26 protein-coding genes and 1 pseudogene are annotated in these 23,366 nt (G+C 67.6%); 9 read left to right on the forward strand and 18 right to left on the reverse strand.

Annotated features, from left to right (window positions below):
- The first annotated feature begins 64 nt into the window (after positions 1-64).
- Positions 65-2,194 carry a tetratricopeptide repeat protein gene (locus KUTG_RS12080; RefSeq protein ID WP_198047119.1) on the forward strand — a complete coding sequence of 710 codons (2,130 nt, stop codon included), beginning with the start codon at positions 65-67 and terminating at the stop codon, positions 2,192-2,194.
- Between the two features lie 109 nt (positions 2,195-2,303).
- Here the strand turns inward: KUTG_RS12080 and KUTG_RS58355 are convergent, their stop codons facing one another.
- On the reverse strand, positions 2,304-2,471 hold the full coding sequence (locus KUTG_RS58355) for a hypothetical protein (protein ID WP_157494486.1): 168 nt from the start codon (positions 2,469-2,471) through the stop codon (positions 2,304-2,306).
- A gap of 18 nt (positions 2,472-2,489) precedes the next feature.
- Positions 2,490-2,897, reverse strand: a complete 408-nt coding sequence (locus KUTG_RS12085; protein ID WP_157494487.1) for a hypothetical protein — start codon at positions 2,895-2,897, stop codon at positions 2,490-2,492.
- A gap of 312 nt (positions 2,898-3,209) precedes the next feature.
- Between KUTG_RS12085 and KUTG_RS12090 the strand changes: the two genes are divergently transcribed.
- Both KUTG_RS12090 and KUTG_RS12095 read left to right on the forward strand, forming a co-directional pair.
- The gene (locus KUTG_RS12090) at positions 3,210-4,046 is read left to right on the forward strand and encodes a CBS domain-containing protein (protein ID WP_043716829.1); all 837 of its coding nucleotides are present in this window, start codon (positions 3,210-3,212) and stop codon (positions 4,044-4,046) included.
- Positions 4,043-5,200: a DEAD/DEAH box helicase gene (locus KUTG_RS12095; protein ID WP_043716830.1), complete on the forward strand. Its 1,158-nt coding sequence runs from the start codon at positions 4,043-4,045 to the stop codon at positions 5,198-5,200. Before KUTG_RS12090 ends, KUTG_RS12095 begins: the two co-directional genes overlap by 4 nt.
- A gap of 640 nt (positions 5,201-5,840) precedes the next feature.
- Here the strand turns inward: KUTG_RS12095 and KUTG_RS12100 are convergent.
- From KUTG_RS12100 to KUTG_RS63425, 3 genes are all read right to left on the reverse strand, one after another.
- Positions 5,841-6,491, reverse strand: a complete 651-nt coding sequence (locus tag KUTG_RS12100) for a tyrosine-type recombinase/integrase (protein WP_084579222.1) — start codon at positions 6,489-6,491, stop codon at positions 5,841-5,843.
- On the reverse strand, positions 6,488-7,816 hold the full coding sequence (locus tag KUTG_RS12105) for an IS701 family transposase (protein ID WP_084579224.1): 1,329 nt from the start codon (positions 7,814-7,816) through the stop codon (positions 6,488-6,490). The genes KUTG_RS12100 and KUTG_RS12105 overlap by 4 nt, the downstream gene beginning before the upstream one ends.
- 188 nt (positions 7,817-8,004) lie before the next feature.
- Positions 8,005-9,072 (reverse strand): integrase core domain-containing protein, encoded by a 1,068-nt coding sequence (locus tag KUTG_RS63425; protein ID WP_043716834.1) that lies wholly within the window; start codon positions 9,070-9,072, stop codon positions 8,005-8,007.
- Positions 9,073-9,105: 33 nt separating this feature from the next.
- Here KUTG_RS63425 and KUTG_RS66125 point away from each other — a divergent pair, with 33 nt between their 5' ends.
- The 3 genes from KUTG_RS66125 (at position 9,106) to KUTG_RS12120 (ending at position 11,389) form a co-directional block, all read left to right on the forward strand.
- A complete protein-coding gene (locus KUTG_RS66125) occupies positions 9,106-9,306 on the forward strand; it encodes an HNH endonuclease (RefSeq protein WP_084579226.1) in 201 nt (66 codons plus the stop codon).
- Positions 9,307-10,030: 724 nt separating this feature from the next.
- A complete protein-coding gene (locus KUTG_RS12115) occupies positions 10,031-10,774 on the forward strand; it encodes a class I SAM-dependent methyltransferase (protein ID WP_198047120.1) in 744 nt (247 codons plus the stop codon).
- A gap of 330 nt (positions 10,775-11,104) precedes the next feature.
- Positions 11,105-11,389, forward strand: coding sequence for a hypothetical protein (locus tag KUTG_RS12120; protein WP_043716836.1), 285 nt, complete (start codon positions 11,105-11,107; stop codon positions 11,387-11,389).
- Positions 11,390-11,513: 124 nt separating this feature from the next.
- Here the strand turns inward: KUTG_RS12120 and KUTG_RS12125 are convergent, their stop codons facing one another.
- The 5 genes and pseudogenes from KUTG_RS12125 to KUTG_RS12140 all read right to left on the reverse strand — a co-directional run bounded on the left by KUTG_RS12125 (position 11,514) and on the right by KUTG_RS12140 (position 14,424).
- Positions 11,514-11,771 (reverse strand): hypothetical protein, encoded by a 258-nt coding sequence (locus tag KUTG_RS12125; RefSeq protein ID WP_157494488.1) that lies wholly within the window; start codon positions 11,769-11,771, stop codon positions 11,514-11,516.
- Positions 11,772-12,292: 521 nt separating this feature from the next.
- Positions 12,293-12,682: a transposase gene (locus KUTG_RS61105; RefSeq protein ID WP_232241446.1), complete on the reverse strand. Its 390-nt coding sequence runs from the start codon at positions 12,680-12,682 to the stop codon at positions 12,293-12,295.
- Between the two features lie 18 nt (positions 12,683-12,700).
- Complete coding sequence (locus tag KUTG_RS63430) at positions 12,701-13,309, reverse strand: helix-turn-helix domain-containing protein (protein ID WP_232240769.1); 609 nt, start codon at positions 13,307-13,309, stop codon at positions 12,701-12,703.
- A gap of 129 nt (positions 13,310-13,438) precedes the next feature.
- Positions 13,439-13,615 (reverse strand): annotated as a pseudogene (locus KUTG_RS63435) (RNA polymerase subunit sigma); the annotation flags it as partial.
- A 158-nt stretch (positions 13,616-13,773) separates the two neighbouring features.
- Positions 13,774-14,424 carry a hypothetical protein gene (locus KUTG_RS12140; protein WP_052394376.1) on the reverse strand — a complete coding sequence of 217 codons (651 nt, stop codon included), beginning with the start codon at positions 14,422-14,424 and terminating at the stop codon, positions 13,774-13,776.
- 325 nt (positions 14,425-14,749) lie between these two features.
- On the opposite strand from KUTG_RS12140, the gene KUTG_RS12145 reads away from it, so the two are divergent.
- From KUTG_RS12145 to KUTG_RS12155, 3 genes are all read left to right on the forward strand, one after another.
- On the forward strand, positions 14,750-15,064 hold the full coding sequence (locus KUTG_RS12145; RefSeq protein WP_157494489.1) for a hypothetical protein: 315 nt from the start codon (positions 14,750-14,752) through the stop codon (positions 15,062-15,064).
- Positions 15,065-15,333: 269 nt separating this feature from the next.
- A complete protein-coding gene (locus KUTG_RS12150; protein WP_043716844.1) occupies positions 15,334-15,558 on the forward strand; it encodes a hypothetical protein in 225 nt (74 codons plus the stop codon).
- A 95-nt stretch (positions 15,559-15,653) separates the two neighbouring features.
- Positions 15,654-16,730, forward strand: a complete 1,077-nt coding sequence (locus KUTG_RS12155; RefSeq protein WP_232240770.1) for an SPFH domain-containing protein — start codon at positions 15,654-15,656, stop codon at positions 16,728-16,730.
- A 135-nt stretch (positions 16,731-16,865) separates the two neighbouring features.
- On the opposite strand, the gene KUTG_RS12160 is transcribed toward KUTG_RS12155, so the two are convergent.
- The 8 genes from KUTG_RS12160 to mgtA form a co-directional block, all read right to left on the reverse strand.
- The gene (locus KUTG_RS12160) at positions 16,866-17,441 is read right to left on the reverse strand and encodes a hypothetical protein (protein WP_043716846.1); all 576 of its coding nucleotides are present in this window, start codon (positions 17,439-17,441) and stop codon (positions 16,866-16,868) included.
- Positions 17,429-17,752, reverse strand: a complete 324-nt coding sequence (locus tag KUTG_RS56230; protein WP_232241447.1) for a DUF6286 domain-containing protein — start codon at positions 17,750-17,752, stop codon at positions 17,429-17,431. Before KUTG_RS56230 ends, KUTG_RS12160 begins: the two co-directional genes overlap by 13 nt.
- A gap of 228 nt (positions 17,753-17,980) precedes the next feature.
- Positions 17,981-18,355 (reverse strand): Asp23/Gls24 family envelope stress response protein, encoded by a 375-nt coding sequence (locus KUTG_RS12170; RefSeq protein ID WP_043716847.1) that lies wholly within the window; start codon positions 18,353-18,355, stop codon positions 17,981-17,983.
- Positions 18,356-18,372: 17 nt separating this feature from the next.
- Positions 18,373-18,561, reverse strand: a complete 189-nt coding sequence (locus KUTG_RS12175) for a hypothetical protein (RefSeq protein WP_043716848.1) — start codon at positions 18,559-18,561, stop codon at positions 18,373-18,375.
- On the reverse strand, positions 18,558-18,794 hold the full coding sequence (locus KUTG_RS12180) for an Asp23/Gls24 family envelope stress response protein (RefSeq protein WP_232240771.1): 237 nt from the start codon (positions 18,792-18,794) through the stop codon (positions 18,558-18,560). Before KUTG_RS12180 ends, KUTG_RS12175 begins: the two co-directional genes overlap by 4 nt.
- Before the next feature lie 69 nt (positions 18,795-18,863).
- Complete coding sequence (locus KUTG_RS12185; RefSeq protein WP_043716851.1) at positions 18,864-19,343, reverse strand: Asp23/Gls24 family envelope stress response protein; 480 nt, start codon at positions 19,341-19,343, stop codon at positions 18,864-18,866.
- A 931-nt stretch (positions 19,344-20,274) separates the two neighbouring features.
- Positions 20,275-20,433 carry a hypothetical protein gene (locus KUTG_RS61115; protein WP_198047924.1) on the reverse strand — a complete coding sequence of 53 codons (159 nt, stop codon included), beginning with the start codon at positions 20,431-20,433 and terminating at the stop codon, positions 20,275-20,277.
- Positions 20,434-20,530: 97 nt separating this feature from the next.
- On the reverse strand, positions 20,531-23,254 hold the full coding sequence (gene mgtA / locus KUTG_RS12195; RefSeq protein WP_084579230.1) for a magnesium-translocating P-type ATPase: 2,724 nt from the start codon (positions 23,252-23,254) through the stop codon (positions 20,531-20,533).
- Between the last annotated feature and the right edge of the window lie 112 nt (positions 23,255-23,366).

The following is a 23,366-nucleotide window of genomic DNA, read 5'->3' on the forward strand; positions in this document are numbered from 1 at the left end:
CTCGCCTCGGCCGAAGGGGGTCACGATGAGCTCGCCGGGTGAACAAGCAACCGTGGTCAACCGCGTGGACGTCGGCACCGCAGGAGCGGTGGTGCAGGCCCAGCACATCGCCGGTGGGATCCATCTGCATTCGCCGTCGAGCGGTCTCCCGGCGGTCCCGAAGCAACTGCCCGCCGCCCCGGCCTTTTTCACCGGCCGGGAGGCCGAGCTCGCGGCGCTCGACCGGATGTCCGCCTCGGCGGGGATGATCGTGCTCAGCGGCCCCGCGGGCGTTGGCAAGACCGCGCTGGCACTGACCTGGTTGCACGGGGTGCGAACGCGGTACCCGGATGGTCAGCTGTTCGGCGATCTCCAGGCGTACGCGGGTGATGGCGGGGTTTCCGCGGACCACATGCTCGGGATGTTCCTGCGCGCGTTGGGCGTTCCGGCGCGCGTGCAGCCGGTGGACATCGTGGAGCTGGCCGCCCTGTTCCGGTCGCTGACGACTGACCGGCGACTGTTGATCATGCTCGACAACGTGGCGGCGGCGAACGAGGTGGTGCCGTTGCTGCCCGGCCCGCCCGACGCGCTTGTCATACTCACGACGAGACAGCGCCTGCCTGGCTTGGTGGCCCGCGGCGCCCACGCGCTGGATCTGGGCCTGCTCCCCGAGGAATCGGCGCGGGAGCTCGTGCTGGACGTGCTCGGTGGGCACGGCATCAGCGCGACCCCGGCCGACGTCGAGCCGCTCGTGCACGCCTGCGGTGGTCTTCCACTCGCGTTGCGACTCGCCTTAGCCCAGCTGGCCTGCCGGCGGTGGAGCGGAGCCGGCGAGGTGGCCCGGCTGCTGGCGCACGGCCGGTCGCTGGACGTGTTCCAGGCCGATGAGCTCTCGGTGCGCACCGCGCTCAACCTTTCGTACCAGCGGTTGTCCCCATCTGCGGCGCGAGCGTTCCGGCTTGTGGGCGAGTATCCGGGCGCCGACTTCGCCTGCGCCGTCGCCGCCAGGGCGATCGCCACAGACCACGAAGAGGCCGGTAAGGAGCTGCAGGCGCTGGTCGATCTCCACCTCGTGGAGGAGCTGGATGTCGACCGCTATCGGATGCACGACCTCATTCGGCAGTACGCCAGGGAGAAGGCCGCCGCGGCCGACGGCGTAGACACGACTGACGCCGCCACGCTCCGGATGGGCGAGTGGTACCTGGCCGCCGCGCTGATCGCGGACCGCGCGGTGATGCCGACTCGGCGCAGGCTGGACGACTTCGTTGGCGATGTGCCGGGCACTCCGGCGTTCTCTGGGGCCGAAACAGCGCTCGACTGGGCCGAGACGCATCTTCCTCACCACCTGGCCGTGGTGCGACGCAGTGCCGGCCACGCGTTGTGCTATCGGCTAGTCGACGCCTTGTGGGGCGTGTTCCTGTATCGCAAGCACTACGCGGAGTGGTTGGAGAGCCACGAGATCGGCCTGCGCGCCGCCCGCGAAGATCAGAATTTCCTCGCGGAAACGTTGTTGCTCAACCATCTCGGCCTCGGCCTGCACGGGCTCGGCCGGCTGGCCGAGGCACGGGGACTGTTCTTGCGTGCGCTGGCACTGCACCGGGAGCACGGCGATCGGGTCGGCGAGGCAACCGCTCTCAACAGCATCGGCCTGGTGTTCCTCGCGGAGGAGCAATGGGACGATGCCTGTGCGTATTTCGAACAGGCTCTCGCCGCACAGGTCGAGCTGGGACAGCGACGAGGCGAGGCGCTGACGCGGGTCAACCTGGCGCGGGTTGACCTGAACATCGGTCGCACCTTATCGGCCCGAACGCATCTGGCCCTGGCCCGATCAGCGTTCGAGTCGTTGGCGGACCGCTACAACACCGCACGAGCGGACATGGCCCTATCCACTGTGCACATCCATGATGGACAGTTCGATCAGGCGCGATGGCTGCTGACGCATTCGTTGACGGTGCTGTCCTCTCTCGGCGCCGACAAGGAGCTCGCGCGTGCGCACGACGTCCTCGCCGACCTCGCCAGCCGGGTGGGCGACCACCTGGCGGCCACCCGGCACCGAGACACCGCCGCACAGCATCGGTGGCGGGTCAGATCATCATCGGGGGATCAAGCGCGGCGTCACGAGGCCCGGCAGCCGGGCGGGCACCTCGGGTTCGGGAACACCGACAAGGTCGTGGATCTCCCTGCGCAGAAGTGTGGCGAACAACCCGGGCCGTGAGCTCAGCCGTTGTCCTGCGGTGGCGTAGCGTGCCTTCACCTCCGGCGCTGCCGCGGCGAGCAGCTGCGCTCGACCGGGCCGGCCGCAGACAGCTCGGCAACGCCAAAGATCAGCGGCTCTCCCCGGGGGTACGAGTAAGCAACATCCAAGAACTGATAACCGAGGTCTCAACTGTCTGGCGGGTGACGGGGAACTTGATCATCTCGGACACGACGAGCCGGCCGTCCTCGGTGTCCGCCTTCGTGGTCAGGGCGACGAACGACTCAAAGGCTTCCACGGCGTCACCTTCCGGTGATCACTTGAGCTTGATGAACGTACCTTCACGCGCGAACAGGTTCTCGTAGTTGCCGACGCGAGCGTGAATCTGTTGGGTCTCGACCGCCCTGCCATCCCGCATCCGGTAAAGGCCGCGCGCGTGGATGGCTGCGGCCAGGTCGGCCGGGCGCATCATCCGGTTCGGCGCGTCAGCAAGGACCATTTGCATGGCTGCATGCAAGGTCACGTGCCCCACCGACAGCTCAGCCGGTGGTCGAACGGCGTTGGCGTCGAACGCTAGGAGCGCCTCAAAGGTCTGAACCCTGCGGTCGGCTTCGGCAAGCTGCGCGCGCAAGCTTTCGGCGACGCGTTTGGCTGCCTCGAGATCGGCTTCAAGCTCGTCTCGTCGGGCGGCCACCACGCTCGCCACTTCGTCCTCGTACCCCACGAGCACTCCAAAGTTGTCGGACTGTGCGACATTTGGAGAACAGTCGCACAAGTTTGGAGCATCGTCAACGGCTCCGGCGAACCCTGCGTGGTGAGCGCTGACCGAACCGCGCGGCCTCACACCCTGCTGGCACTGCTGTGGGGCTCGAACTCGTCGCTGCAATTCAGGATGCATAGCGGTGCTCGTTGGCGGCTCCGCCTAGGACCGGGGCCGAAGGAGCCTGTGGCCGTCATACCTGGCCAGATCTCGCGGAGGGCTCCGACGTACTCGCATCGGAGTCCCGCTAACCTTGGTCGAGTTGCCTCACGGAAGGTGCGGATCAAGTCGGTGGAGTCGTTTGTGGTGAACATACGCGGTGGCGCCGCAGCGCTCTTCGGGTCGCCGGGATTCTTCCGTGTAGGCCAGCTCGTGCCGGACGACCAGGACGTGCTGACGGTGAAGGTTGGCACGACAGTCGCCGACGCACTGAAACTGATGCGCGAGAACAACTTCGACCAGCTCCCAGTGACGACGACGAGTGGACAGGTGATCGGCACGTTCACCTACCGCTCGTTCGCCCAGGGCATGCGTCACCTGCCGGGACAGGCCCAAGTGCTGCAGGCGCCGGTGGAAGACCTGGTGGAGGAGTTGCACTTCGTCCGCGTTTCCGAAGATGTGAGCGGCATACTGCCCCACCTGGAGATCAACCACGCTGTGCTGGTGGGTGACGAGGACCGGCTGCTCGCCGTTGTCACGACCGCTGACGTGAGCCGGTTCTTGTGGCAGCGGACTCGACCGTTCGTGTTGTTGCGTGACATCGAACTCGCGATCCGCGATCTCATGCGCTCGTGCTGCACCGACGAGCAACTAGCGGGAGCGATAGCCTCTTGTGTTCCGTCGAACCCCGACAGCGCCAGTATGCGCTTGGAGGACCTGACCCTGACGCAGTTGCTGTCGGTGCTGCTGCACGGCCACAGCTTCGGCGCGTACTTCCGCCTAGCTTTCGGACGGAACCGAGACTTGGTGAACAACACGCTGTCCCAGGTGCACAAAGTCAGGAACAAGGTGTTCCACTTCCGCGACGAGGTGTCGGATGCAGAACTTCGGCACCTCGTCGAGGTGGCGGGTTGGCTGCGTCGCAAGATCATGATCAGGGACGGTGCTCGGTGACCACGCTCTTTCCCCACCAGTACGAGATCCTGGCGCGCCTGCGCGACCCCTCGTGCCCGCCCCGCGGCGCGGTCGTCGCACCCGCCGGCTCGGGGATACGGCATCCTGTCGTGATCAGGCTGAGCGAGGTGGCGTCCGACTCAGTCGCCCTGGTGCTTTGCGGATCGGTGGCCATGGCACAGCAATGGGCACTGCTGTTGCGCGAGGAAGGCGCCCCGGTGCTGATGCTCGACTCCGCACAAGCCGCACTGGAGGTCCTCGAGGAACGTCCTAAGCATCCGACCGGCGTGGTTGTGACGACCTTCCAGCGCCTGCTGCGCGGACCGAGCAGTCGGGTGCTGACAGACCTGGATTATGCACTGGTTGTGCTCGACGACGTACCGTCGGGTCTGCTCGACCGGGTCGAGTGGCTGCCTGCTCGCGCACAGCGCCTGCTCCTCCTGGCATCCAGGGCCCAGCTGGATTCAGCGTTCGAAGGCTGGCCGATCGTATGGACGACGACGCACGAACAGCTCGTGAACGAGGGGCACATGGCCGTGACGGACGTGCCCTACAAGCTGACGCCCGAGGAGCGCACGGTGCGCGGCGACGCAATTCGCGTGCTACAGGACAGTGCCGCCCGCCGCGGCCACCCGTCCGCGCCGCATGGCGACAGCGTCCCGGCGCTCCACGCCATGTTGCTTGCGTTGGCCTCGGATCCAACCGAGAGCGAACTCGCCGAGCGTGCCTGGGCGGTGCTGGACCGCATGGAGGCCATGCGAACGGTCGACAGCCGGCTCGTCGCGGTGGACAAGCTCGCGCGGCAGGCCACGGAAAACGGTGGCCGGTGTGTGATCATGGCGTACGCCAGAGCCGACGTGCGGTACATCGCCGACCACCTCGCCAGCCTAGGTAAGACGCCATCCGCAGTCATCGACGCAATGACCCCCGGTGAGGATCGGCGCTCGGCCCTACGCGAGCTGGCGCCAGGTGGCCTGATTGTCGCCACCACTGTCCTATGTGAACCGGCAGATCTGTGGCCTACACGGATAACCGTGGTGCTGTGGCCCACGCCGAACCGTCGGCGACAGGTGCCCTCGGAGTTGTCGCTGGTCGTGGAAGCGCGACCGGACATCGCGGTCCACGCACTCCATTCCACAGAGACAACAGACTGACACAACCTGGGAGTACGCAGGCGGGCCCCAGCTCTATCCCTTGGTGGGCGAACCTGGGCTTGACCCGTTTTGACGAGCTGTGCCAACGCGGTGACCGCTCCATCGGGCAGATCGCACGCAACTTCGACCTGACCGACACCGCCGTGCGCGAGTGGGTCAAGCAAGCCGAACGCGACACCGGGACCCGCACCGGCGGACTGTGTGCGTGCCGAAAACCGCGTCCATACAGGCCATGCGTGGGCTGCCAATACGCGCGGACGGCTCGCCCGAGACAGGTCCGCGTGCCGCGGCACCACAGGTGCGGCGTACAGATCAGAGCCGACTGGAAGCGTCGTCCGTCAGCCGGGGAGCAACGCGGGGAGCAAATGGGGAGCAAACATGCGCGCTGAACGGCCCTGAACGACATTCAACGGCTCTAAACGGGCCCGCGCCGACCTGCGAAAGTCACGTTTCCGCAGGTCGGCGCACTATGGCGTCCTTGGTTCACACCGAAGAGGTCACTGGTTCGATCCCAGTATCGCCCACAGTATGTTTTGCCTGGTCAGCGGCCTGTCGATGATCTTCATCGGCGGGCCGTTTCTGATTGTGGGGAGCAAATGGGGAGCACGGCCTGCTGACCACAAGCCCCAATCCGAAGAGGTCATGCCGCTTTTGGCTCCACAGCGGGACTTTCCTGCCAGGTCCACCCGCCATCCTGCTCCCACCGCTGCTGGAGGGCCTGAACCGTTTCCTCGATCATCTGGTCGGTGATGTGCGAGTAGATGTCGTCGACGTCTTTGCGCTTGTGCCCGAGCCGCACCAGCCGCATGATGCGGGGCACGTGGTCCTCGATCAACCACGTCTCGTGCGTGTGACGCAGGTCATGAAAGTGCATCTCCTCGTTCAGCGGTGACCACCCCTTCTGCTCATCCCCCGCCAGCGCGGGCAGCCACACTCGGCGACGGAAGTTCGACCGCCGATGCAGCCCGCCGTTGACCCCGGTGAACACGAACTGAGCGTCGGGGTTGCGGTCCCGGTGCGCCCGCAGCTCCTCGACCAGGAACGGCGGCAGGTACACCGTGCGGGCACTGGCCGGGGTCTTCGGCGGCCCGAGTTCCAGCCGTCCCCGCACCTCGTGCAGCGCGCCGAACTTCGGGTCGACGTCGATATGCGGCGTGTCGTCGTCGAGGTAGGTGCGGATCCACTGCAACCCGGCGATCTCGCCCCACCGCAGCCCGGTGTAGGCGTCGGTGATCGTCATCAGCCCGTTGTCCGGGGTCATCCCTCGTGTTTCGCGGTTCTGGGTGGTCATGTTCCGGCTGCTGCCCAGGCTGCGAGGACCGCCTGGGTTTCTTGCGGGGTGACCAGGTCAGGGCGTGGGTTGCGAAATCTCGCGGCGATGATCACCCGACGGAGCTTGATGACCATGTCGTCGTAAGACGGTTCGGTCTTCGTTGTGTACCAACGAGCCCGGGACCGATGGATGGCGGTGACTTCGGGGGCATGTCCGTGCAGGGCGTACCAGACGGTGACCACGCTCAGGCAGGTCAGCCCGAAGGGCACCGTGCGCTCGACGGCGCGGCGTAGCCGGTTGCGGGCCTCGCCGACGCCGATGACCTGGCGGGCGTCGGCGAATGCCTGCTCGATCCCCCACCGGGACGCGTAACGGGCCACCAGATCTTCAGCCGCTGTTTCGAGATCGGTGGTGACCAACGGAAGTCCGTAGCCGCGCTCGTCACGGTCGCTGGTGCGCGGCTTGTCATCGCGGACCAGGACAACGCGCACGGTGCGAGTGTGGAAGGACCCGTACCACAGGCAGATCACCTCGGCGATGTGCACGGTGTCGGTGCGCCCGTAACGGCGGACTCGGGTGGTACGCCACGTCGCGGCAGCCGCCAGATCAGTCGGGGTGCCCAACCGGGCACCTTTCGTGCGTGGCCGTCCCATCTTGCCGGCGTGGGGTGGGGCGAGCTCGTGCAGCACCGAGGTGACCTTCAGCCGGGACGTCCAGGTGATCTGGGTGGCCAGGCCACGTAGGTGCTCACCGACGTAGGCGGCGTCGCCGACCACGTGCACGGTGCGATCGGGGTGGCGGGTGGCGATGAGCTCGGCCATTTCCCGTGCGTAGGCGAGCTTTCCGGTGCGGCGGGGCCGCCATAATCGTGCCAGCACTGGTAGGCACACCGGGCGGGACAGGAACGGAAGCTGCACGATGATTCCGGCGATGACCCAGCAGTTGCCGAACCCGATCGGCTTGGGGCCTTTCGCGGCGCCGTCGTGGTGCCAGGCCACGCCGAACACCTTCATTCCCGAGCGTTTGAACAGGGTGTCATCGACCGCGATGGTGATCGGCGCACCGGCGGGTAGTAGCCGGGTGATGATCAGATCAGCCAGGGCCAACCCGATCTGGTCGGTGCTCCAGCGGGCGGCGGCGAAGAACCGGTGCGCTCGACTGTGATGCCAGAGGCGTTCCAGGCAGGCGCCCAGCAGCATCCCGCAGATGGTTCGTCTGCGGGTCTGGGCGATCAACCCGAGGGCAAGGCCCTGGAACGTTGAGAATGTTGGTGTGGTGAAACAGGACCGGAAGACCGCCAGCAGATCGGCCAGCGAGCCCGGTATGGTGCCATCGGGAAGCATCGACGGATCACTCTCACGAGGGTGGTGCAGACACCGTCGACGCTTCCCCCGTTACCCTCGAAGATCCACAACCTCGGCCACCGGCGTGTTCCTCGCAGAGCGATCACCAGTCAAGATCATCAAAAAGTGCGAAACACGAGTCATCCTGTGGGGTTCCAAAAGTAGCTCACCGGAGCTGACCAGCAGTTTTACGCGGCTCGTTCGTACTCGTTGATCAAACCTCCGAGGAGCCGCTGTCGCTTGATCCGCCGGAAGTTGAGGTCCGACACCGGGTAGTTCGGGTTAGGTGGGCGGAGCTCGCGGGAACGGTGTGGGCGTCGACCGTTGTAGTGCCGGACGTACTCGGCGAGCACGGCGTCCAGATGCCGCTGGCCCAGGATCAACATGCGATCGGTGACCTCGCTTCTGACGGTGAGCACGAACCGTTCCGCATAGCAGTTCGCCCGCGAACAACGCGAAGGGATCTTCACCGGCGTGATGCCAACGTCAACCAGAACAGCGTCGAACGAGGCCGCGAACTGGCCAGCCCGGTCGCGGACAAGAAACCTGAACTCATCGGCTCGATCATCGAGATCCATCACGAGGTTGCGGACCTGCTGCGTGGTCCACCCGCCGTCCGGATTGGTCGTCATGCCGAGGACGTGGACGTAGCGGGTGCCGACCTCCAGCACGAAGAACACGTAGATCCGCTTCAGGGTGAGCGCGCAGTCGACGTGAAAGAAGTCGCACGCCAGCGTCGTCGATGCCTGCGTGCGCAGGAACTGGCGCCAGGTCGTGTCGGTGTGCCGGTCCGTCGCTGGAGGTATGCGTGCTCGTTTCAGGATCCGTCGGATGGTTGAGGCACCGACCCGGTGTCCGAGCTTGAGCAGCTCGCCCTGGATCCTCGTGTAGCCCCAACTGCGGTTCTCGGTGGCCATCCGTTCGATCAGGCCGGCGATCGCCTCGTCGACGGGCGGGCGGCCGACCTGGTGTGGATAGGTCCACTTCGCGGCCACCAGGCGCCGGTGCCAGCGCAGGATCGTGCCCGGGGTGACCAATCGGTGTAGGCGTAGCCCCTTGGGCAACAGGCGGATCAATGCGGCGAACACGGCCCGGTCTGCCCAGTCCATGCGCGGTTTCGGGGTGCTTCTGCGCAGCACGGTGACTTCGTGGCGGAGCACCAGCAACTCGACGTCCTTCGAAGCTGACGAGCGGCCGAGTAGCACCAGCAGGCCCACAAGCCGAAGGAAGATCAGATAGAGCAGACGCAGCGCCATGGCTGGCGATCATGCCGTGTCTGTTGATCGTGCCTGTCGTCGCAGGTTGGACGTGGGCCGACTTCTGGAACCCCACACGTCCGCAAACTCGCCGATCTCACCAAGCCCGGCCGCCGGGAGAAACCTGCGTGGATGCGCCTGATGGCTATGCGGCGGCGCAAGACCTTGGTGATATGCCGTTGCTGTCACGAGGACATCCACGCCGGGCGGGCCACCAAGCCCATCCGACAGTGATCACCGGAGAGCCGGATGCGGGGACAACTTGCCTGTCCGGTTCGGGAAGAGGCTGACGGAAAAGGACTCCAGCCAGGAGCACCTCGCCGGCGGCCCACTTCACTCTGTGGGAGCCCGGGGGTGAGATTCCTCCGGGCCACCCGACAGGACCGGGGATGGCGGTGACCCATTCCTTCACCCGCACCGCAGCCATCCCGCAGTTCGGGCACGTTCGCGCCTACTCATCGGCGGTTTCCAGGTGCACCACCAGCGTTTTCTCGTGAGAGCCGGCAAACTGTCGCGACAATCCAGAAAACTATCAATTGTAAGCACAAACAATTATGTGGCCATATGGCGCCACGGGTGACACTTTGTCTCGCTTCAACCTTGCAGGATCGAAGCGATGCGAGTAGAGCAGATTGTGCGGCTCATCGAACTTGTTTCGGGCAGCGTGATTGCCGACAGCGGACTGTAGTCAGTGGTAGTCCGACCGAAGGGCGCCGAAGCTTGTGATCAAGGCTTGTTGCGACCGGACCTGGACGACCTGACCGCAGAGCGACAGGCGTGAACAACGATACGCCCCTGCACTAAATGTCTTCTAATGATGTGCAAGTGGAGGTCAGCTCGATGACGAAGAGACCATTCTTGATCGCCGCTACCATCCCTGCCGTCACGGCGGGCTCGCTGCTGGTGATCGGACAGAGCAGGGGAACCGAGACTAATGGCCAATACTCCGCGGCTTGAGTTGAACACGCGGTCCGCCGACGCGATCGATGGCCGCCAGCTCCGCGCGGTCGCCTTTCTCGAAGTACGCCTTGAGTACGTCGACCAAGTCCTGAAGAAGCTGGCGATCAAGCCAGCGGCCGGCAGCGCTGTCGTGGTGGGGAGCGGCCGTGGTGACCTAGCACGCGGACTGGCTCGGATGGGGCTTGCCATCACCGCCGTCGATCCCTCCGCCGCGGCCACCGAAATGGCGCGGGAGGAGAGCAAGCGCAGCGAGCTCGACATCCAGCACAACACCGCAGAGCCGGAACGGCTCCCGTATGACGACGAACAGTTCGATCTGGTCTACATCGCCGACACGTTGGAGGTGACCGACCGGCTCGACGAGGTGCTGGCGCAGGCTGCCAGGGTGCTAAGACCAGGCGGGGTGCTCATCTACGACACGGTCAACCGCACGCTGCGTGGCCGCCTGATCTACCTCGGCGCCTTCCAAGGGATTCCAATGACCCGCATCATGCCGCCCGGACGGTATGCGGCGGAACGGCTGCGGCCGCCGGCCACGGTGATCGCCGCGCTGGCCGAGCACGGGCTGCGCAACGAGGACATCTGCGGGTTCAAACCAAAGACCCTGCCGGAACTCGTCAAGGCAGTTCGCGGCCGCCGCCGCGGACGGATCACCGATGAGCAGGCGGGCGAACTGGTTCACTTCGTGCTGGAGCGGAAGGCCTCACCGCAGGTCACCTACTTCGGATACGCACGCAAGTAGCGTTCTGACCTTGACCCAAGGCCGGGTAGTTAACGATCTCCGTGCCCTTGCAAGAGAGTTGGCGACCATGCCGTGGCGGTGTAGAGGCCGGGGCCGATCTTGTGAATGAGTCCGCTGTCGGCCCATCGGGAGAGCTGCCTGTACATGGTGTCTAGGGTGATGTCGCCGAAGTGCGCCGCGATGTCGCGGGGTTGCCAGGAGGCGGGTGGGATCTTCGTGGAGCAGGGTCAGGATCAGGTGTCTGCGGCGCTCGGCGGGGGGGCGGTATGCCGGTAGTCCCGGGAAGCGGTGGGCAGCGCGGGCTGGGGATCCGGGGGTTCGAGGACGCTGATGTTGAGGCTGGTGACGGTGTGGCTTCGGTCGGGCCTGCCGTCGTGGCGGCGTTCACTGTACCGGGAGATCGGCGACTTGACCTTGCGGGTGCTCACACGTGGGCGGGAGGAGCTCGGCCAGGAGGCGGCGTGCGATGGCCCCGACTCGTTCGGCGCCGTCGAGGATGATCCCGGCAGCCTGGATGACCTGTCGCGGGCGGTGTGCAGGGCGATGGTGAACCCGCAGCGGTCCGGATCGGTGCCGGGCAAGGACTCGGCGGCATCGACCTGTAGGGTTCCATAAGTCCGTCACCGGTGCTGACCAGTAGCTTTACGCGACCCGCTCGTACTCGTTGATCAGACCCCCGAGCACGTTCGCCGCGAGATCGTCGGCGCGGTCGGCACGATCGCCGGTGCACTGCTGGCCGTCAGGGCGAAACCCACAGCCCCCACCACACGTCGAGACCGGCCCGTTCGAACGAGCAGCCGAAGGTCTGCCACTCCCCCTTCGTCACGCCCTCCTGGCCCGCGGCCAGACACCAGGAGCGTAAGAGATAGTCTCCCACCTTGCGGGATTCAGCTGGGGCTACGTGCTGAGTCGGTGCCGCGACCGCCGGGACGGTACCGGTGATCGTCGCGATCGCGACGAAAATCGGTGCCAGCAAACCGAGTCGTGCAATGCGCATGATGACCTCCTCACGGCCATTGTTGGGGCCGTGAGGAGGTCACGCAGTGCGTGCAAGCCGATTCGTGCCGTCGGCGCACGGGAACTAAACCGGATGGGTCACCGAACGAGCCTCAGGTTGACCCCGTCGCTCATCGCCTGGTAACTGGCGTTGCGGGCGCAGGTGATCGCCACCGTCGTACGAAGGCCGCAGCCACAACGGATCCGTGGCCGCCGTCGCGAAGTCGCCCACTCCGTCGAACGCGCCGCCGGTCCGGATCCACGTGTTGATGGTCTGACGCGCCCGCTCCATGCTCACCTCGTAGCGCGCGCTGCCCTCCACCGGAGTGATGGTGGTGCCGAGGATCTGCGCGTGCGTGCACCCGTGCGATGATCTGCCGGTAGCCTGCGATGATCTGCGCCCCCACGGAGGCGATCGAATCCAGCACCGTGCGCAACGTCGCGTCCTCCTGCGTCAGACGAGATCGGCCCAGCCCCACCTGTGGGGTTCCAGAACTCGGCCATGTGCGCTGACCTGCGCTTTCAGGCTGCGCGTTCGTAGTCGTTGATCAGGCCACCGAGGATCGGTCGGCGCGTGACTCGTTTGTGCCGGAGGTCTGCGATGGGATGGTCCGGTCGCGGAGGGCGAAGCTGCCGGGCGCGGTGCGGCCTCCGACCGTTGTAATGCCGGACATACTCAGCCAGCACGATCTGCAAGTGTCGCTCGCTGAAGATCAGCATCCGGTCGGTGAGCTCGGTTCTGGCGGTGAGCACAAATCGCTCGGCGAAACAGTTCGCCCTCGGACAGCGAGGAGGAATCCTCACGACATCGATGCCCGCGTCGGCCAGGGCAGCATCAAACGACACTGTGAACTGGCCAGCCCGGTCGCGAACGAGGAACTTGAACTCCGTGACACGATCACCGAGATCCATCAGCAAGTTGCGGGCCTGCTAAGTGATCCATGGTCCGTCCGGGTGCGTGGTCGTGCCGAGGATGCGCACAGACCGGCTGCCGACCTCCAGCACGAAGAACACGTAGACACGCTTGAGCGTGACCGCGCAGTCCACATGAAAAAAGTCGCAGGCCAGCATCGTCGATGCTTGCGTGCGGAGGAACTGTCGCCATGGTGTGTCGGTGTGCCGGGCTGGCGCTGGAGGGATTCGTAGCCGCGTGAGGACACGGCGGATGGTCGAGGCTCCCACGCGATGGCCGAGCTTGAGTAACTCGCCCTGGATTCGCTTGTACCCCCAGGTCTTGTTCTCCGTGGCCATCCGCTCGATGAGCACTGCAATGGCGTCATCGATGGGCGGGCGCCCGACTCGGTGCGGGTAGGTCCACTTCTTCGCCACCAGGCGGCGGTGCCAGCGCAGGATCGTGCTCGGCGTGACCAACCGAAACTCACGCAGCACCTTCGGCAACAGTCGGGTCAACGCGGCGAACACAGCCCGATCAGCCCAGTCCAACCGAGGCTTCGGGTTGGCTCTGCGTAACACCGCCACCTCGTGACGCAGGACAAGCAACTCGACATCCTTCGACGCTGACGAGCGGCCGAGCAACACCAACCAACCGGACAACCGGACGAAGATCAGATAGAACAGGCGCAACGACACAGCTCACGATCATGCCGTGCCCGCCGGTCCATGCCTGTCACTGCAGGCCGGAGGCGTGGGCCGACTTCTGGAACCCCACACGTCGTCGGCCGAGACGAACGACCGGTCCAGCCGACCGATGCGAGCGCGGCAGTACCGCAGCACGATCGGCCTTGTCATCGCCAGAACCCGTTGCGTGGCAATCGGATCACGGTGGACAGCGGCATCGACCAACTCGCTGAGCTGATCGCGGGTTCCTCCCTGCTCAGCGGACAGCCGCCCGTTGTCGTCATCGAGTCGGCTGCGGAACAGGGATGCGGAGCGATCCCTCGCACAAGAACGTTCAGGTTTCCACACTTTGGCGGAACCACATCACCACCGGCCGCCCCTGTCGCCAGCGCACGCTGCCGGTACCCGGCCGTGTCGTCAGCACGTCATCCACCGGGACTCAGGTACCGGCGCGGATTGCTGCCCGCACGGGCGCCACTGGCCAGCCACCGTGCGAAGCCGGCGCGGTCCCGTCGCTCCAGCTCGTCGAGGCATTCCTGCCTGGCTCGGATGATCCGCTGGCGCGCGGGCTCGTCGGCCGCCCGTTGCAGCTGGACGTAGCTACACCGCCAGACCAGGCACAGTTCCTCGGTGGACAGGTCGTGGTCCCGCCCGGTCGGCAGGGTGCGCAGCATCGTCGGTGGCCTGAACGACGTCAGCTCCACCACGTCGTCGCCCGGCCGCTCCGCGTACGTGCCACGCCACAACCGCCACCCGAACCACCCTGAGACCGCCAGAACCGCGCCCAGCAGGATCGTGACCGTCAGGGCGTCCGCCACGGTGGCCATGCCGGCGACCGCCAGACACAGCACGATGAAGGCCAACGCGACGGCCGTCCCGCTCCACACGTCCGGCCTGCGTGGCCCGACCAATCGCTGGACCGCGGGAAGGACGAGCGTGGTCTTCCACACGGCGATGCCGGCGGCCGGACCCAGCAGGCCCCAGAAGACCAGCAGGCCGACCGGTGTCACCTGCACGCCGACGACACCGAAAGTGACCAACACGAGGGCCAACGCCGCCCAGCCGATCCGAACCAACGCGCGAACCCACACGGCAACCGCTCTCGCTCGGGAGTAAGGGGATCCGCCGGGGGCTCGGGCGTGCCACGATGCGCGGTCGCACAGACGCGGCTACCGTCAAGTTTAGCCCCTGATGGCAAGTGCGCGAGTCACCCGCCAAATGGTCCATTGTGGACGTCGTCGGGCAGGTGCGCTCGTCCGCCGTGAATCCACCCCGGTCCTCGTCGGTGTCCCGTGCGGCGGTCTCGCATCGCCGCACGGGGACGGGATGGTCTAACGTTGGCGGTGATAGTTGGCGCTGCTCCAGCCCCTGGCGGCCCCGGCGTACGTCCGAGGAGCGGTCATGGTCGTCAGTCAGGCGCCGTCGCAGCGGCCACTCATCCGAGAACCCGAGTCCGTCGGCATTGACGCCCTGCCGTTGCTGTACTCCTACCCGCCACTGCACGGTTGGACGTTGCACAGCCTCATGTTCCCGGCGGTCGTCCGGTGCGCGGCCTGCGAGCACCTGGGCAACAGCGTGCTGGTCGCGAGCAACGCGACGAGCGGCGAGGTCGTCTGCGCGGCGTGTTACGGCGTGTCGACGGCAGCGGGGCCGGTTCCGACCGTGGCGGCGGTTCTCGGGGCTGAACCTGCCCGCCAGGCGATGGATCCAGTGTGATCGCCCGCGTTGCGACCGCGTCGGAACGGCATGATGAGCGGATGCCGCCGGGAACGTGCCGTGACATCGAGACGAGCGCAGGACAGGCCGAAGTGCTCTGGCACTCGTCGTCCGGCGCGGACCAGTCTGAGCGGACAGCGGTACCACCGGGTCACGCCAGGCCCCGCCGGCCACCACGGGTGAGCACCGCCGAGCACCACATCCGCGTTGTCCCTCGAACTCGGTGTGCCTGCCGACCGGCGGCCCGGAAGGAGAGGGGTGGCCTGTCGATGGAGATCGAGTTGTCCCCGCAGGGGCGAGTCGGTGTCCTGCTCACGGGCACTCGAGGGGCTGAAGGGCCGGGAGAGGTGCTGATCAGGATCCGCGGCGGGACGGAAACGTACCTGGCGTACTCGGAATCGCCGATCGCGAAAGGGGAGCCCGTGCTCGTCGTCGAGTCCCGTGGACACCGGGCGGTCGACGTCGTCGCCTGGGTCGATCCTTTCTACGGCTAGGAGTCACGATGTTCGGATATCGGGTGCCAGCGCCGGACGAGGCGATGTTGATCTCGGGAGGCAAGCACGGCGGCACCGGCGAGACCCCGTTCCGGGTGGTGACCGGCCACGGCGCGTTCGTGATGCCGTTCTTCCGCAAGGTGCGCTTCCTGACCTTGAGCATGGCCGAGGCCGAGGTGTCGGAAACCTGTGTGACCAAGCAGGCCATCGCGCTGAACGTGCGCGCGGTGATCGCGTTCAAGGTGGGCAACGACGCCGAGAGCATCGTCAACGCGGGTCAGCGTTTCCTGTCCGACCAGGCCCAGATGGCCGTGCTGACCGGCCGGATCTTCGCCGGACACCTGCGCTCGATCGTCGGCTCGATGACGGTCGAGGAGATCGTGACCGAGCGCCAGAAACTCGCCAACGAGGTGCTCGACGGCTCGGCGGCGGAGATGGCGAAGATCGGTCTGACGATCGACTCGCTGCAGATCCAGTCGATCGACGACATGAAACTCGGCTATATCGCGGCGATGGCGGCCCCGCACAACGCGGCGATCCAACGTGAGGCGCAGATCGCGCAAGCCGCCGCCGACCAAGCCGCGGCGGAGGCCCAACAGGCGTCACAACGCAAGCAGGCCGAGTACGCCCGCCAGACGGCCGTCGTGCAGGCGACCTACAAGGCCGAGGTCGACCGGGCGCAGGCCGAGGCGGCGCAGGCGGGTCCGCTCGCCCAGGCCACCGCCCAGCGTGACGTGATCAACGCGCGCACCGAGCTCGCGCAGCGGGAGGCGGAGCTTCGCCAGCAGCAACTCGTCGCCGAGATCGTGAAACCCGCCGAAGCCGAAGCGGCGAAGGTCAGGGTGCTTGCCAGCGCAGAGGCGCAGGCGATGGAGATCCAGGCCGCCGCGGCCGCGTCCAACAACCGGGTGGCACTGGACCGCCTCATCATCGAGCAGCTGCCACAGATCGTGCGCGAAGCGGCCCTCGGGCTCAGCGGCGCGAAGGTCACGATCCTCAACGGGGCCGACGGCCTCGGCGACGTGGCAGCCGGACTCGTCGGGCAGGGCATGGCGATACTGGAATCGGTCAGGGCCGGGATCACCGCGGCCTCCGGTTCGTCGGCGGCCGCGGCCGGACCTTCCATATCCGTCACACCCAACTCCACCCGCGAACACGTGACCACGGCCTAGTTCTCCGCCACCTGGGTGCTGGGGATCGTTGCGGCGCCTCGGTGATCGGGAGTTGCCCCGGCGACCGGACGAGATCGACCTCGGCCGGGGGCGGCTCGGGACCCGCCCCCGGCGGGCGGGACCCGATTGAGCGGCTCAGCGAGCACGGACACGGCTGCGGGTGGCGTCGAGGTGGAACCGGATCCTGGCGGGCAGCTCGGGAAGGGCCAGCGCCACGCACAGCCGGGGCATGGCGTGCGTTTCGATCCGCCGACGGATCTCGGCCAGGTCGGCGTCGGGCTCAAGACCGATGCGCAGCTCCAGCACGGGGTTGGCCGCGTCGCCGGCGAGGCTGGCCACGACGCTGTGCGCGCCGGGGTAGGAACGGATGTCGTGTTCCAGCGGAACGACCGCCACGTCGGCGTCGATGGTCGTCTCGCCGCCGGCCGGATCGGCCGGCGGTAGCCGCCAGATGCCGGTGCGCGGCCTATGCGTCGACTGCACGACGAGCCAGAGCAAGCAGGCCAGGCCGACGACGACGGCGATCACGACGGCGTACGGCAACCACGAGGTGCCGATCTCGGTGGTCGGCAACACGGGCGAACCGGGATCGAGCACAGGAATGACCGCGAAGCCAGTGAGCGCCACGAAGGCGCCGCCGGCCAGTAGGACCACGCCCAACAACGCCAGCAGCGTGCGGTTGAGGCGTGCCGGTCGATTCAGGCTGCCCATCGCCGCTTCCCCACCTGTGTCACGCGAACGCGCAATGCCGGCCGCTCGGCGAGCTCGATCGAATCGAGGCGCTGGCTGACCGTCTCCCGCACGCGGCTGTCGATGCCCGCCAGATCCAAGCGATGACTACGCACCTTCACCGTGATGGCACGGCGGCGCAACCTGACCCGCGCCGAGGCTACGCCGTCGGTCGATTCGGCGCTGTGCAACAGGATCTTGCGCAGGCTTCGCCGGGTCACGCCGCCGGCCACTCGCTCTCCGGCGTCCGGATGGTCCCTGAGAGGCAGGACTATCGGTGCTCCGGGCAGCACGGCGCCGGCCAACAGCCACCAGTCCCAGCGCTGCCGGGACAGCCCCTGCCACGATGACGACGACGTCGTGCCAGTTCAGCCGATGTCCGGCAGCGGCGAGCCGATCGACCGGGATGAGGGGTATGTGCCCGATCAGCAGTTGGACGGCCGACACCGCGACGAGAACGCACGCCGCGAGCAACAGCGTCGCGACGACGACCGCCGGGATGGTGCGACGTGGTCGGTACTTCATCGCAGCACGCGGTTCTCGTGCGGAATGTGCAGGGCGGTCACGACGATGTCGACGCGCCCGACCGCCATTCCGGTCAGTTCGCCGATCCGGTCGACGAGATGTGCGCGCACGGCGTCGGCGGTCGCGGCCACCGGAATCGAGTAACCGACCGACAAGTGCACCACCAGGTCGACGAGATCCCGGTCGACGACGGCGCGAACCCGTATCGCCTGCTCGCCCTTCTCGGCGCCCAGCGCCAGTCCGGCCAGGCGACGGGCACTGCCGCCGACGTCAGCGATGTCCGTGGAGGCGTGGGCGGCGACGCGCTCCAGCGCCAGCGGGGCCACCGTCGTCCGACCCCGCTCCGCGACCTGCGGCGGGTGAACGGTCATCGTCTCAACGCCTTCGTTCAGCGGGGCCCCCGGCCCCGGCGGGAATCACGGAGGGCTTCGAAGTCGTGGTGTCCGTCGAGCCACCGCCCGACGGCGAGGCCGACGGCGCCGGCGACGAGCACGATGCGCAACGCGACGAACCCGCCGAACGCCCAGGCGAAGCCCAACGCCAATCCCACCAGGATGCCGATCGTGGTGTTGCTCATGGCTGCCTCGACTCCGGCACGGCAAGGTCTTCGACGGTCACCGACACCGGCCGGTCGGCGACCGCCGTTCCCACCGCTGTGCGCACCTGCTCGGCGATCGCGGCGATCGACGCGGGATAGCGCCCGACCACGTGCACATCGACGTCCCGGTCGGTGACGCGGACGCCGACGACGGCATGCCCGGAGAGATAGGTGGCGACCTCGCCGTAGCGGCCGCCGTGCAGTCCGGCCACGGCCGGGCACGCCCGCACCGCGGCCGCTATGGTGTCGGCGATCAGGTCGGCGCCGGTGGCCCGGCGTGATCACAGCACGCGGGCCGACTCCGTGGGAACGGCCTGCTCGCCCACTTCCGGGATGTGCACGTCGTTGACGTGGATGTTGACCTCGACGACCTCGAGACCGGTCATCCGCTCGATGGCCGTGGTGACGTTGCGGCGCACCGCCTTGGACAGTTCGCCGATCGCCACGCCGTACTCGACGACGATGCTCAGGTCGGCGGCGGCCTGGTGCTCCCCCACCTCGACGTCGACGCCCTGTCCACTGCTCGCGCTGGCGCCCGGGATGCGTACCCGCAGTGCGCCGAACGCGCGTGAGGCGCCGCCGCCGAGTGCGTACACGCCGCTGATCTCGCGGGTGGCCAGGCCGGCGATCTTCTGCACGACGATGTCGGGAATGGTCGTGTGACCGTGGCAGCCGGGCACCGTCGCGGTGTCCTCGCGATGGGCGAGTTCGCCCCGCGTCTTGTCGCTGCTGCTGATCGTGGATGCGGTCGTTTCCGTCATGCTCCTTCGCCTGTCCCGCACGCCGCCGAAGGCGGGCGGTCGCGTGTTCGGTGACGTCAATGGACCCATGTGAGTGGCGAGGTGCTGCTCCCACGCCCGGCCCTGTTGCGTCCGGGGCTGCCAGGGGCTGGGCCAGCGGTACTGACAGTGCCCATGTTACGCCGCTCGGCCACCGCCGGCCGGGCAAATCTTGTGCGTCGGCCGGGGCGCCGGACCTTGGGCCGGTGTCAGTCGCCGCCAACGGGTCAGCTCTTGGCGGCACAGGGCCATACCGGGATCCACGTGCTGTTCCCGACGGGTCGGCTCCCATCGGGAACAGCACTCGCGGGAACCGGTCGATCGTGCCCGCACGCCTACGCGCCGCCGATGCGCCGGCGGCACGGTCCCCCGACGGGGTGTGCGGAGACGGCCGTACCGGTCCGGAGTTCGCAACGGGCAAGCCCGTGGCGACGCCGGCCGACTGCACCCCCTCGGGTCGTGCCGGCCCTGGCCCCCGGTGTCACGGCACAGCACAGCCGGAACCCCAGTGATGGCAGACTCTTCGTTGAGCCCCTGCGGCCGTGACGAGATCCGCAGCATGACCGTCATGACTGTTCGACGGGGCTGCCGGGGGCCGGGGCAGAGCCACGTGTCGAGAACCGGTCGCGCTGCGCCATCCGCGGCGCAGTGGGGGCCGATTGTCGGCAATCGCGGCAGCGTGAGCGTAGACCACTTGGCGGCCGTCCAACCGCCGCACGGCAGGGACAAGGGTCGAGATTCCCCACATCGGACTACTCCGCCACCCGAGTGGTGGCGCACCAGGCATCACGACGAGCGCGGGCCACGGATGTGGTTCTGGGACTGGCTCGCCCGCTCGCGTGGACAGCCGGGGCCGACGAACTCGGTCGCCTCGGTGACGGCCGGGTCGGCGGGGTCCGTTCGGCGCGGGAAATCAGTCCCGGTGGGCGTTGCGACGGACGAATCCGATGACGGCGGTGCCGACGAACAGCACGATGCCGATGATCGCCAGCCAGACGAGACCCTTGAACGCGAAGCCGATGACCGCGGTGACCAGCCACAGCATCAGGAGTACGACGACCAGGATCAGCACGGCCGACCTCCACACCGGGTGGGGCCACTTCCCGCGTCCGGTCCTGCGCTTGCGGGATCACGTTGTCCGTACAACTCGTCACGTGAGAAGCAGATGCTCATCGTCGTCCTTTCAGATCTCCGTGGCCGGCGGTCTCGCGCGGTCGTGTCGACAAGGCGGCCCACGGTGCTCGCCTGCGGCCATCACGGCGGCGAGAAGTCGAGGATTCCTCGATCGTGCTGAAGCGGGCGGCACGCAGGCGTAGGCGGCGGTGCCGGCCGTAGGGCCGTCGCGGGACGGGACCGGCGGTGTCCACGGCCCCGTAGAAGATCCGTTTGCCCAACTCGATCAGCCCGAGATAGCACAGCACCATCCCGGCCAGCGCGGCGAAGAACGCGCCCGGCAGCGGCTGGAACCCGAGGACGTGGGCCAGTGGCGTCGCCGGCAGCAGCGCGCCGACGGTGACGACGCCGAGGGCGGCCAGGGTCAGCGGCAGGCTCGGATGGCTGCGGAAGAACGGGATCCGGCGGGTGCGGATCGCGAAGATCACCAGCGTCTGGGTGGCCAGCGACTCGACGAACCAGCCGGAGCGGAACTGCTCCGGGCCGGCGTTGAACACCCAGAGCATGACCGCGAAGGTGCCGAAGTCGAACAGTGAGCTGACCGGGCCGAAGGAGACCATGAACCGGCGGATGAACCCGATGTCCCAGTGCGAGGGCCGGCGCAGCTGCTGCTCGTCGACGTTGTCGGTCGGGATCGCCAGCTGGCTGGTGTCGTAGAGCAGGTTGTTGAGCAGGATCTGCGAGGGCAGCATCGGCAGGAAGGCCAGGAACAGCGACGCCCCGGCCGCCGAGGCCATGTTGCCGAAGTTGCTGGAGGTGCCCATCAGCACGTATTTGATGGTGTTGGCGAAGATCCGCCGGCCTTCGGCGACGCCGTCGGCGAGCACGTCGAGGTCCTTGTCCAGCAGGATCACGTCGGCGGCGTCCTTGGCGACGTCGGTGGCCGAGTCGACCGAGATGCCGACGTCGGCGGCGTGCAGCGCGAGCGCGTCGTTGACGCCGTCGCCGAGGAACGCGACCCCGCCGCCGCTGTGCCGCTGGACGTGCACGATGCGGGCCTTGTGCTCGGGCGTGACCCGGGCGAACACCGTGGTGCGGGTGATCGCCTCGGCGAGCGCGTCGTCGTCGAGCGCGTCGAGGTCGGCGCCGCTGAGCGCGTCGCCCCCGCTCAGCCCGAGGTCGTGGCACACCTTGACGGCCACGACCGGGTTGTCGCCGGTGACGACCTTGACCGCGATACCGAGCTTCGCCAGCCGTTGCAGCGCCGCGGCGGCATCGTGCTTGGGTGGGTCCAGGAAGACCAACAGCCCGGCCAGGCTCAGACCGTGCTCGTCGGCCACCGTCGGCGGGCCGGCGCCCGTCATGGGACGGGTCGCGACGGCGACCACCCGGTTCCCGGCGGCGAATTCCGCCTCCAGCGCCGTACGCGCCCCATCGGGAATGCCGACGCAGCGGTCGAGGACGGTCTCGGGGGCGCCCTTGGTGATCATGGTGTACGCGCCCGCGGTGTCACGGACGAGCACGGAGACCATCCGCCGCTCATGGTCGAAGGGCAGCACCGCCAGCCGCGTGTAGCCGTCCAGCTCGGCCCGCATCCCCACCACGGCCGGCGACCGCCACAGCGCCTGGTCGAGCGGATTCCCGCCGCCGACGTCCTGGGTGCACAGCAGGCCCCACCGCAGCACCGGACCAGGACCGTCCGCGCCGGCGGGAACCGCCCGCATGTAGTCGATCCGGCCCACGGTGAGGGTTCCGGTCTTGTCGGTGAACAGCACATCCACGTCGCCGAGGTCCTCGATGCACACCAGCCGCTTCACCAGCACCTTGAGCCGGCTCATCCGACGCGATCCCGCCGCGAGACTGGTGGACACGACGGCGGGCAGCAGCTGCGGGGTGATACCGACCGCGATCGCCAGGGAGAACAGCAGCGCGTCGATCACCGGCTTGTGCAGCACCACGTTGATGCCGAAGATCGTCACCGTCAGCCCACCCGCGACGTACACCAGCAGCATCGAGAACTTCCTCAGCCCGACCTGGAACTCGGTGTCGAGCTGGTGGGCGCCCAGCCCCGCCGCGATCCTGCCGAACTGCGTACGGGCGCCGACGGCCACCACGACCCCGACAGCACTGCCCCCGTGCACCACCGTGCCCATCAGCGCACACCCGGTCAGCTCCGCCAGGGGCGTTCCCGCCGGCACGGCGGCGGTGTCCTTGCCGACCGGCAGCGACTCACCGGTCAGAACCGACTCGTCGCACTCCAGACCGGCGACCTCGACCAGCCGGATGTCGGCCGGGACGATGTCACCGAGCCGCAACTGGACCACGTCGCCCGGCACGAGCGTGGTGACGTCCACCATGGTCTGACGTCCTTCGCGCAGAACCGCCACCGTGTGCCGGATCTGGGAGTGCAACGCCTCGGCCGCCTTCTCGGCCCGGTACTCGTTGACGAACCCGAGCCCGACCGAGACGGCGACAATCACCCCGATGATGACCGCGTCACTGCGCTCGCCGACCAGGTAGGACGCGACCGCCGCGGCCACCAGCAGCCCGAGCAGCGGAGACCGAACCTGATGCCACAGCACCGGCAACAGTCGGGCCCGGTGCGAGGAGACGGCGTTGGGACCGTACCGGGCCTGCCGGCGGGCGACTTCCGACTCCGACAGGCCGGTCTCGGCGTGCACCGCGAACTCGCGCAGCACATCGGCGACCGACCGGCCAGCCGCGGCCTCGGCTCCGGCGGGGGCTTGCGCCGGCTTCACCGGCGGCGGGACGGTCACCATCGGCCCACGCCGAGATCGTGTCTTGCCACGTGCTTCTCCGTCTCACGACCCGTCGTTCACGATCGGATCTCGTCGACTCCTCAGCCAACGGGGACGCGCTTGGCCGGCGTCA

This window comes from Kutzneria sp. 744, from assembly GCF_000568255.1.
In the GTDB taxonomy this organism is placed as follows: domain Bacteria; phylum Actinomycetota; class Actinomycetes; order Mycobacteriales; family Pseudonocardiaceae; genus Kutzneria.

What these genes read in the sequence shown, in the direction of transcription:
- KUTG_RS12160 (WP_043716846.1), bottom strand. Translation starts at nt 17,441, where the DNA reads ATGGGCAGCCTGAATCGACCGGCACGCCTCAACCGCACGCTGCTGGCG.
- KUTG_RS12150 (WP_043716844.1), top strand. Translation starts at nt 15,334, where the DNA reads ATGGAGATCGAGTTGTCCCCGCAGGGGCGAGTCGGTGTCCTGCTCACG.
- KUTG_RS63425 (WP_043716834.1), bottom strand. Translation starts at nt 9,072, where the DNA reads ATGGCGCTGCGTCTGCTCTATCTGATCTTCCTTCGGCTTGTGGGCCTG.
- KUTG_RS61105 (WP_232241446.1), bottom strand. Translation starts at nt 12,682, where the DNA reads ATGGATCTCGGTGATCGTGTCACGGAGTTCAAGTTCCTCGTTCGCGAC.
- KUTG_RS12125 (WP_157494488.1), bottom strand. Translation starts at nt 11,771, where the DNA reads ATGCGCATTGCACGACTCGGTTTGCTGGCACCGATTTTCGTCGCGATC.
- KUTG_RS12120 (WP_043716836.1), top strand. Translation starts at nt 11,105, where the DNA reads ATGTTGAGGCTGGTGACGGTGTGGCTTCGGTCGGGCCTGCCGTCGTGG.
- KUTG_RS12185 (WP_043716851.1), bottom strand. Translation starts at nt 19,343, where the DNA reads ATGACGGAAACGACCGCATCCACGATCAGCAGCAGCGACAAGACGCGG.
- KUTG_RS12170 (WP_043716847.1), bottom strand. Translation starts at nt 18,355, where the DNA reads ATGACCGTTCACCCGCCGCAGGTCGCGGAGCGGGGTCGGACGACGGTG.
- KUTG_RS12100 (WP_084579222.1), bottom strand. Translation starts at nt 6,491, where the DNA reads ATGACCACCCAGAACCGCGAAACACGAGGGATGACCCCGGACAACGGG.
- KUTG_RS12105 (WP_084579224.1), bottom strand. Translation starts at nt 7,816, where the DNA reads ATGCTTCCCGATGGCACCATACCGGGCTCGCTGGCCGATCTGCTGGCG.
- mgtA (WP_084579230.1), bottom strand. Translation starts at nt 23,254, where the DNA reads ATGGTGACCGTCCCGCCGCCGGTGAAGCCGGCGCAAGCCCCCGCCGGA.
- KUTG_RS12145 (WP_157494489.1), top strand. Translation starts at nt 14,750, where the DNA reads ATGGTCGTCAGTCAGGCGCCGTCGCAGCGGCCACTCATCCGAGAACCC.
- KUTG_RS12175 (WP_043716848.1), bottom strand. Translation starts at nt 18,561, where the DNA reads ATGAGCAACACCACGATCGGCATCCTGGTGGGATTGGCGTTGGGCTTC.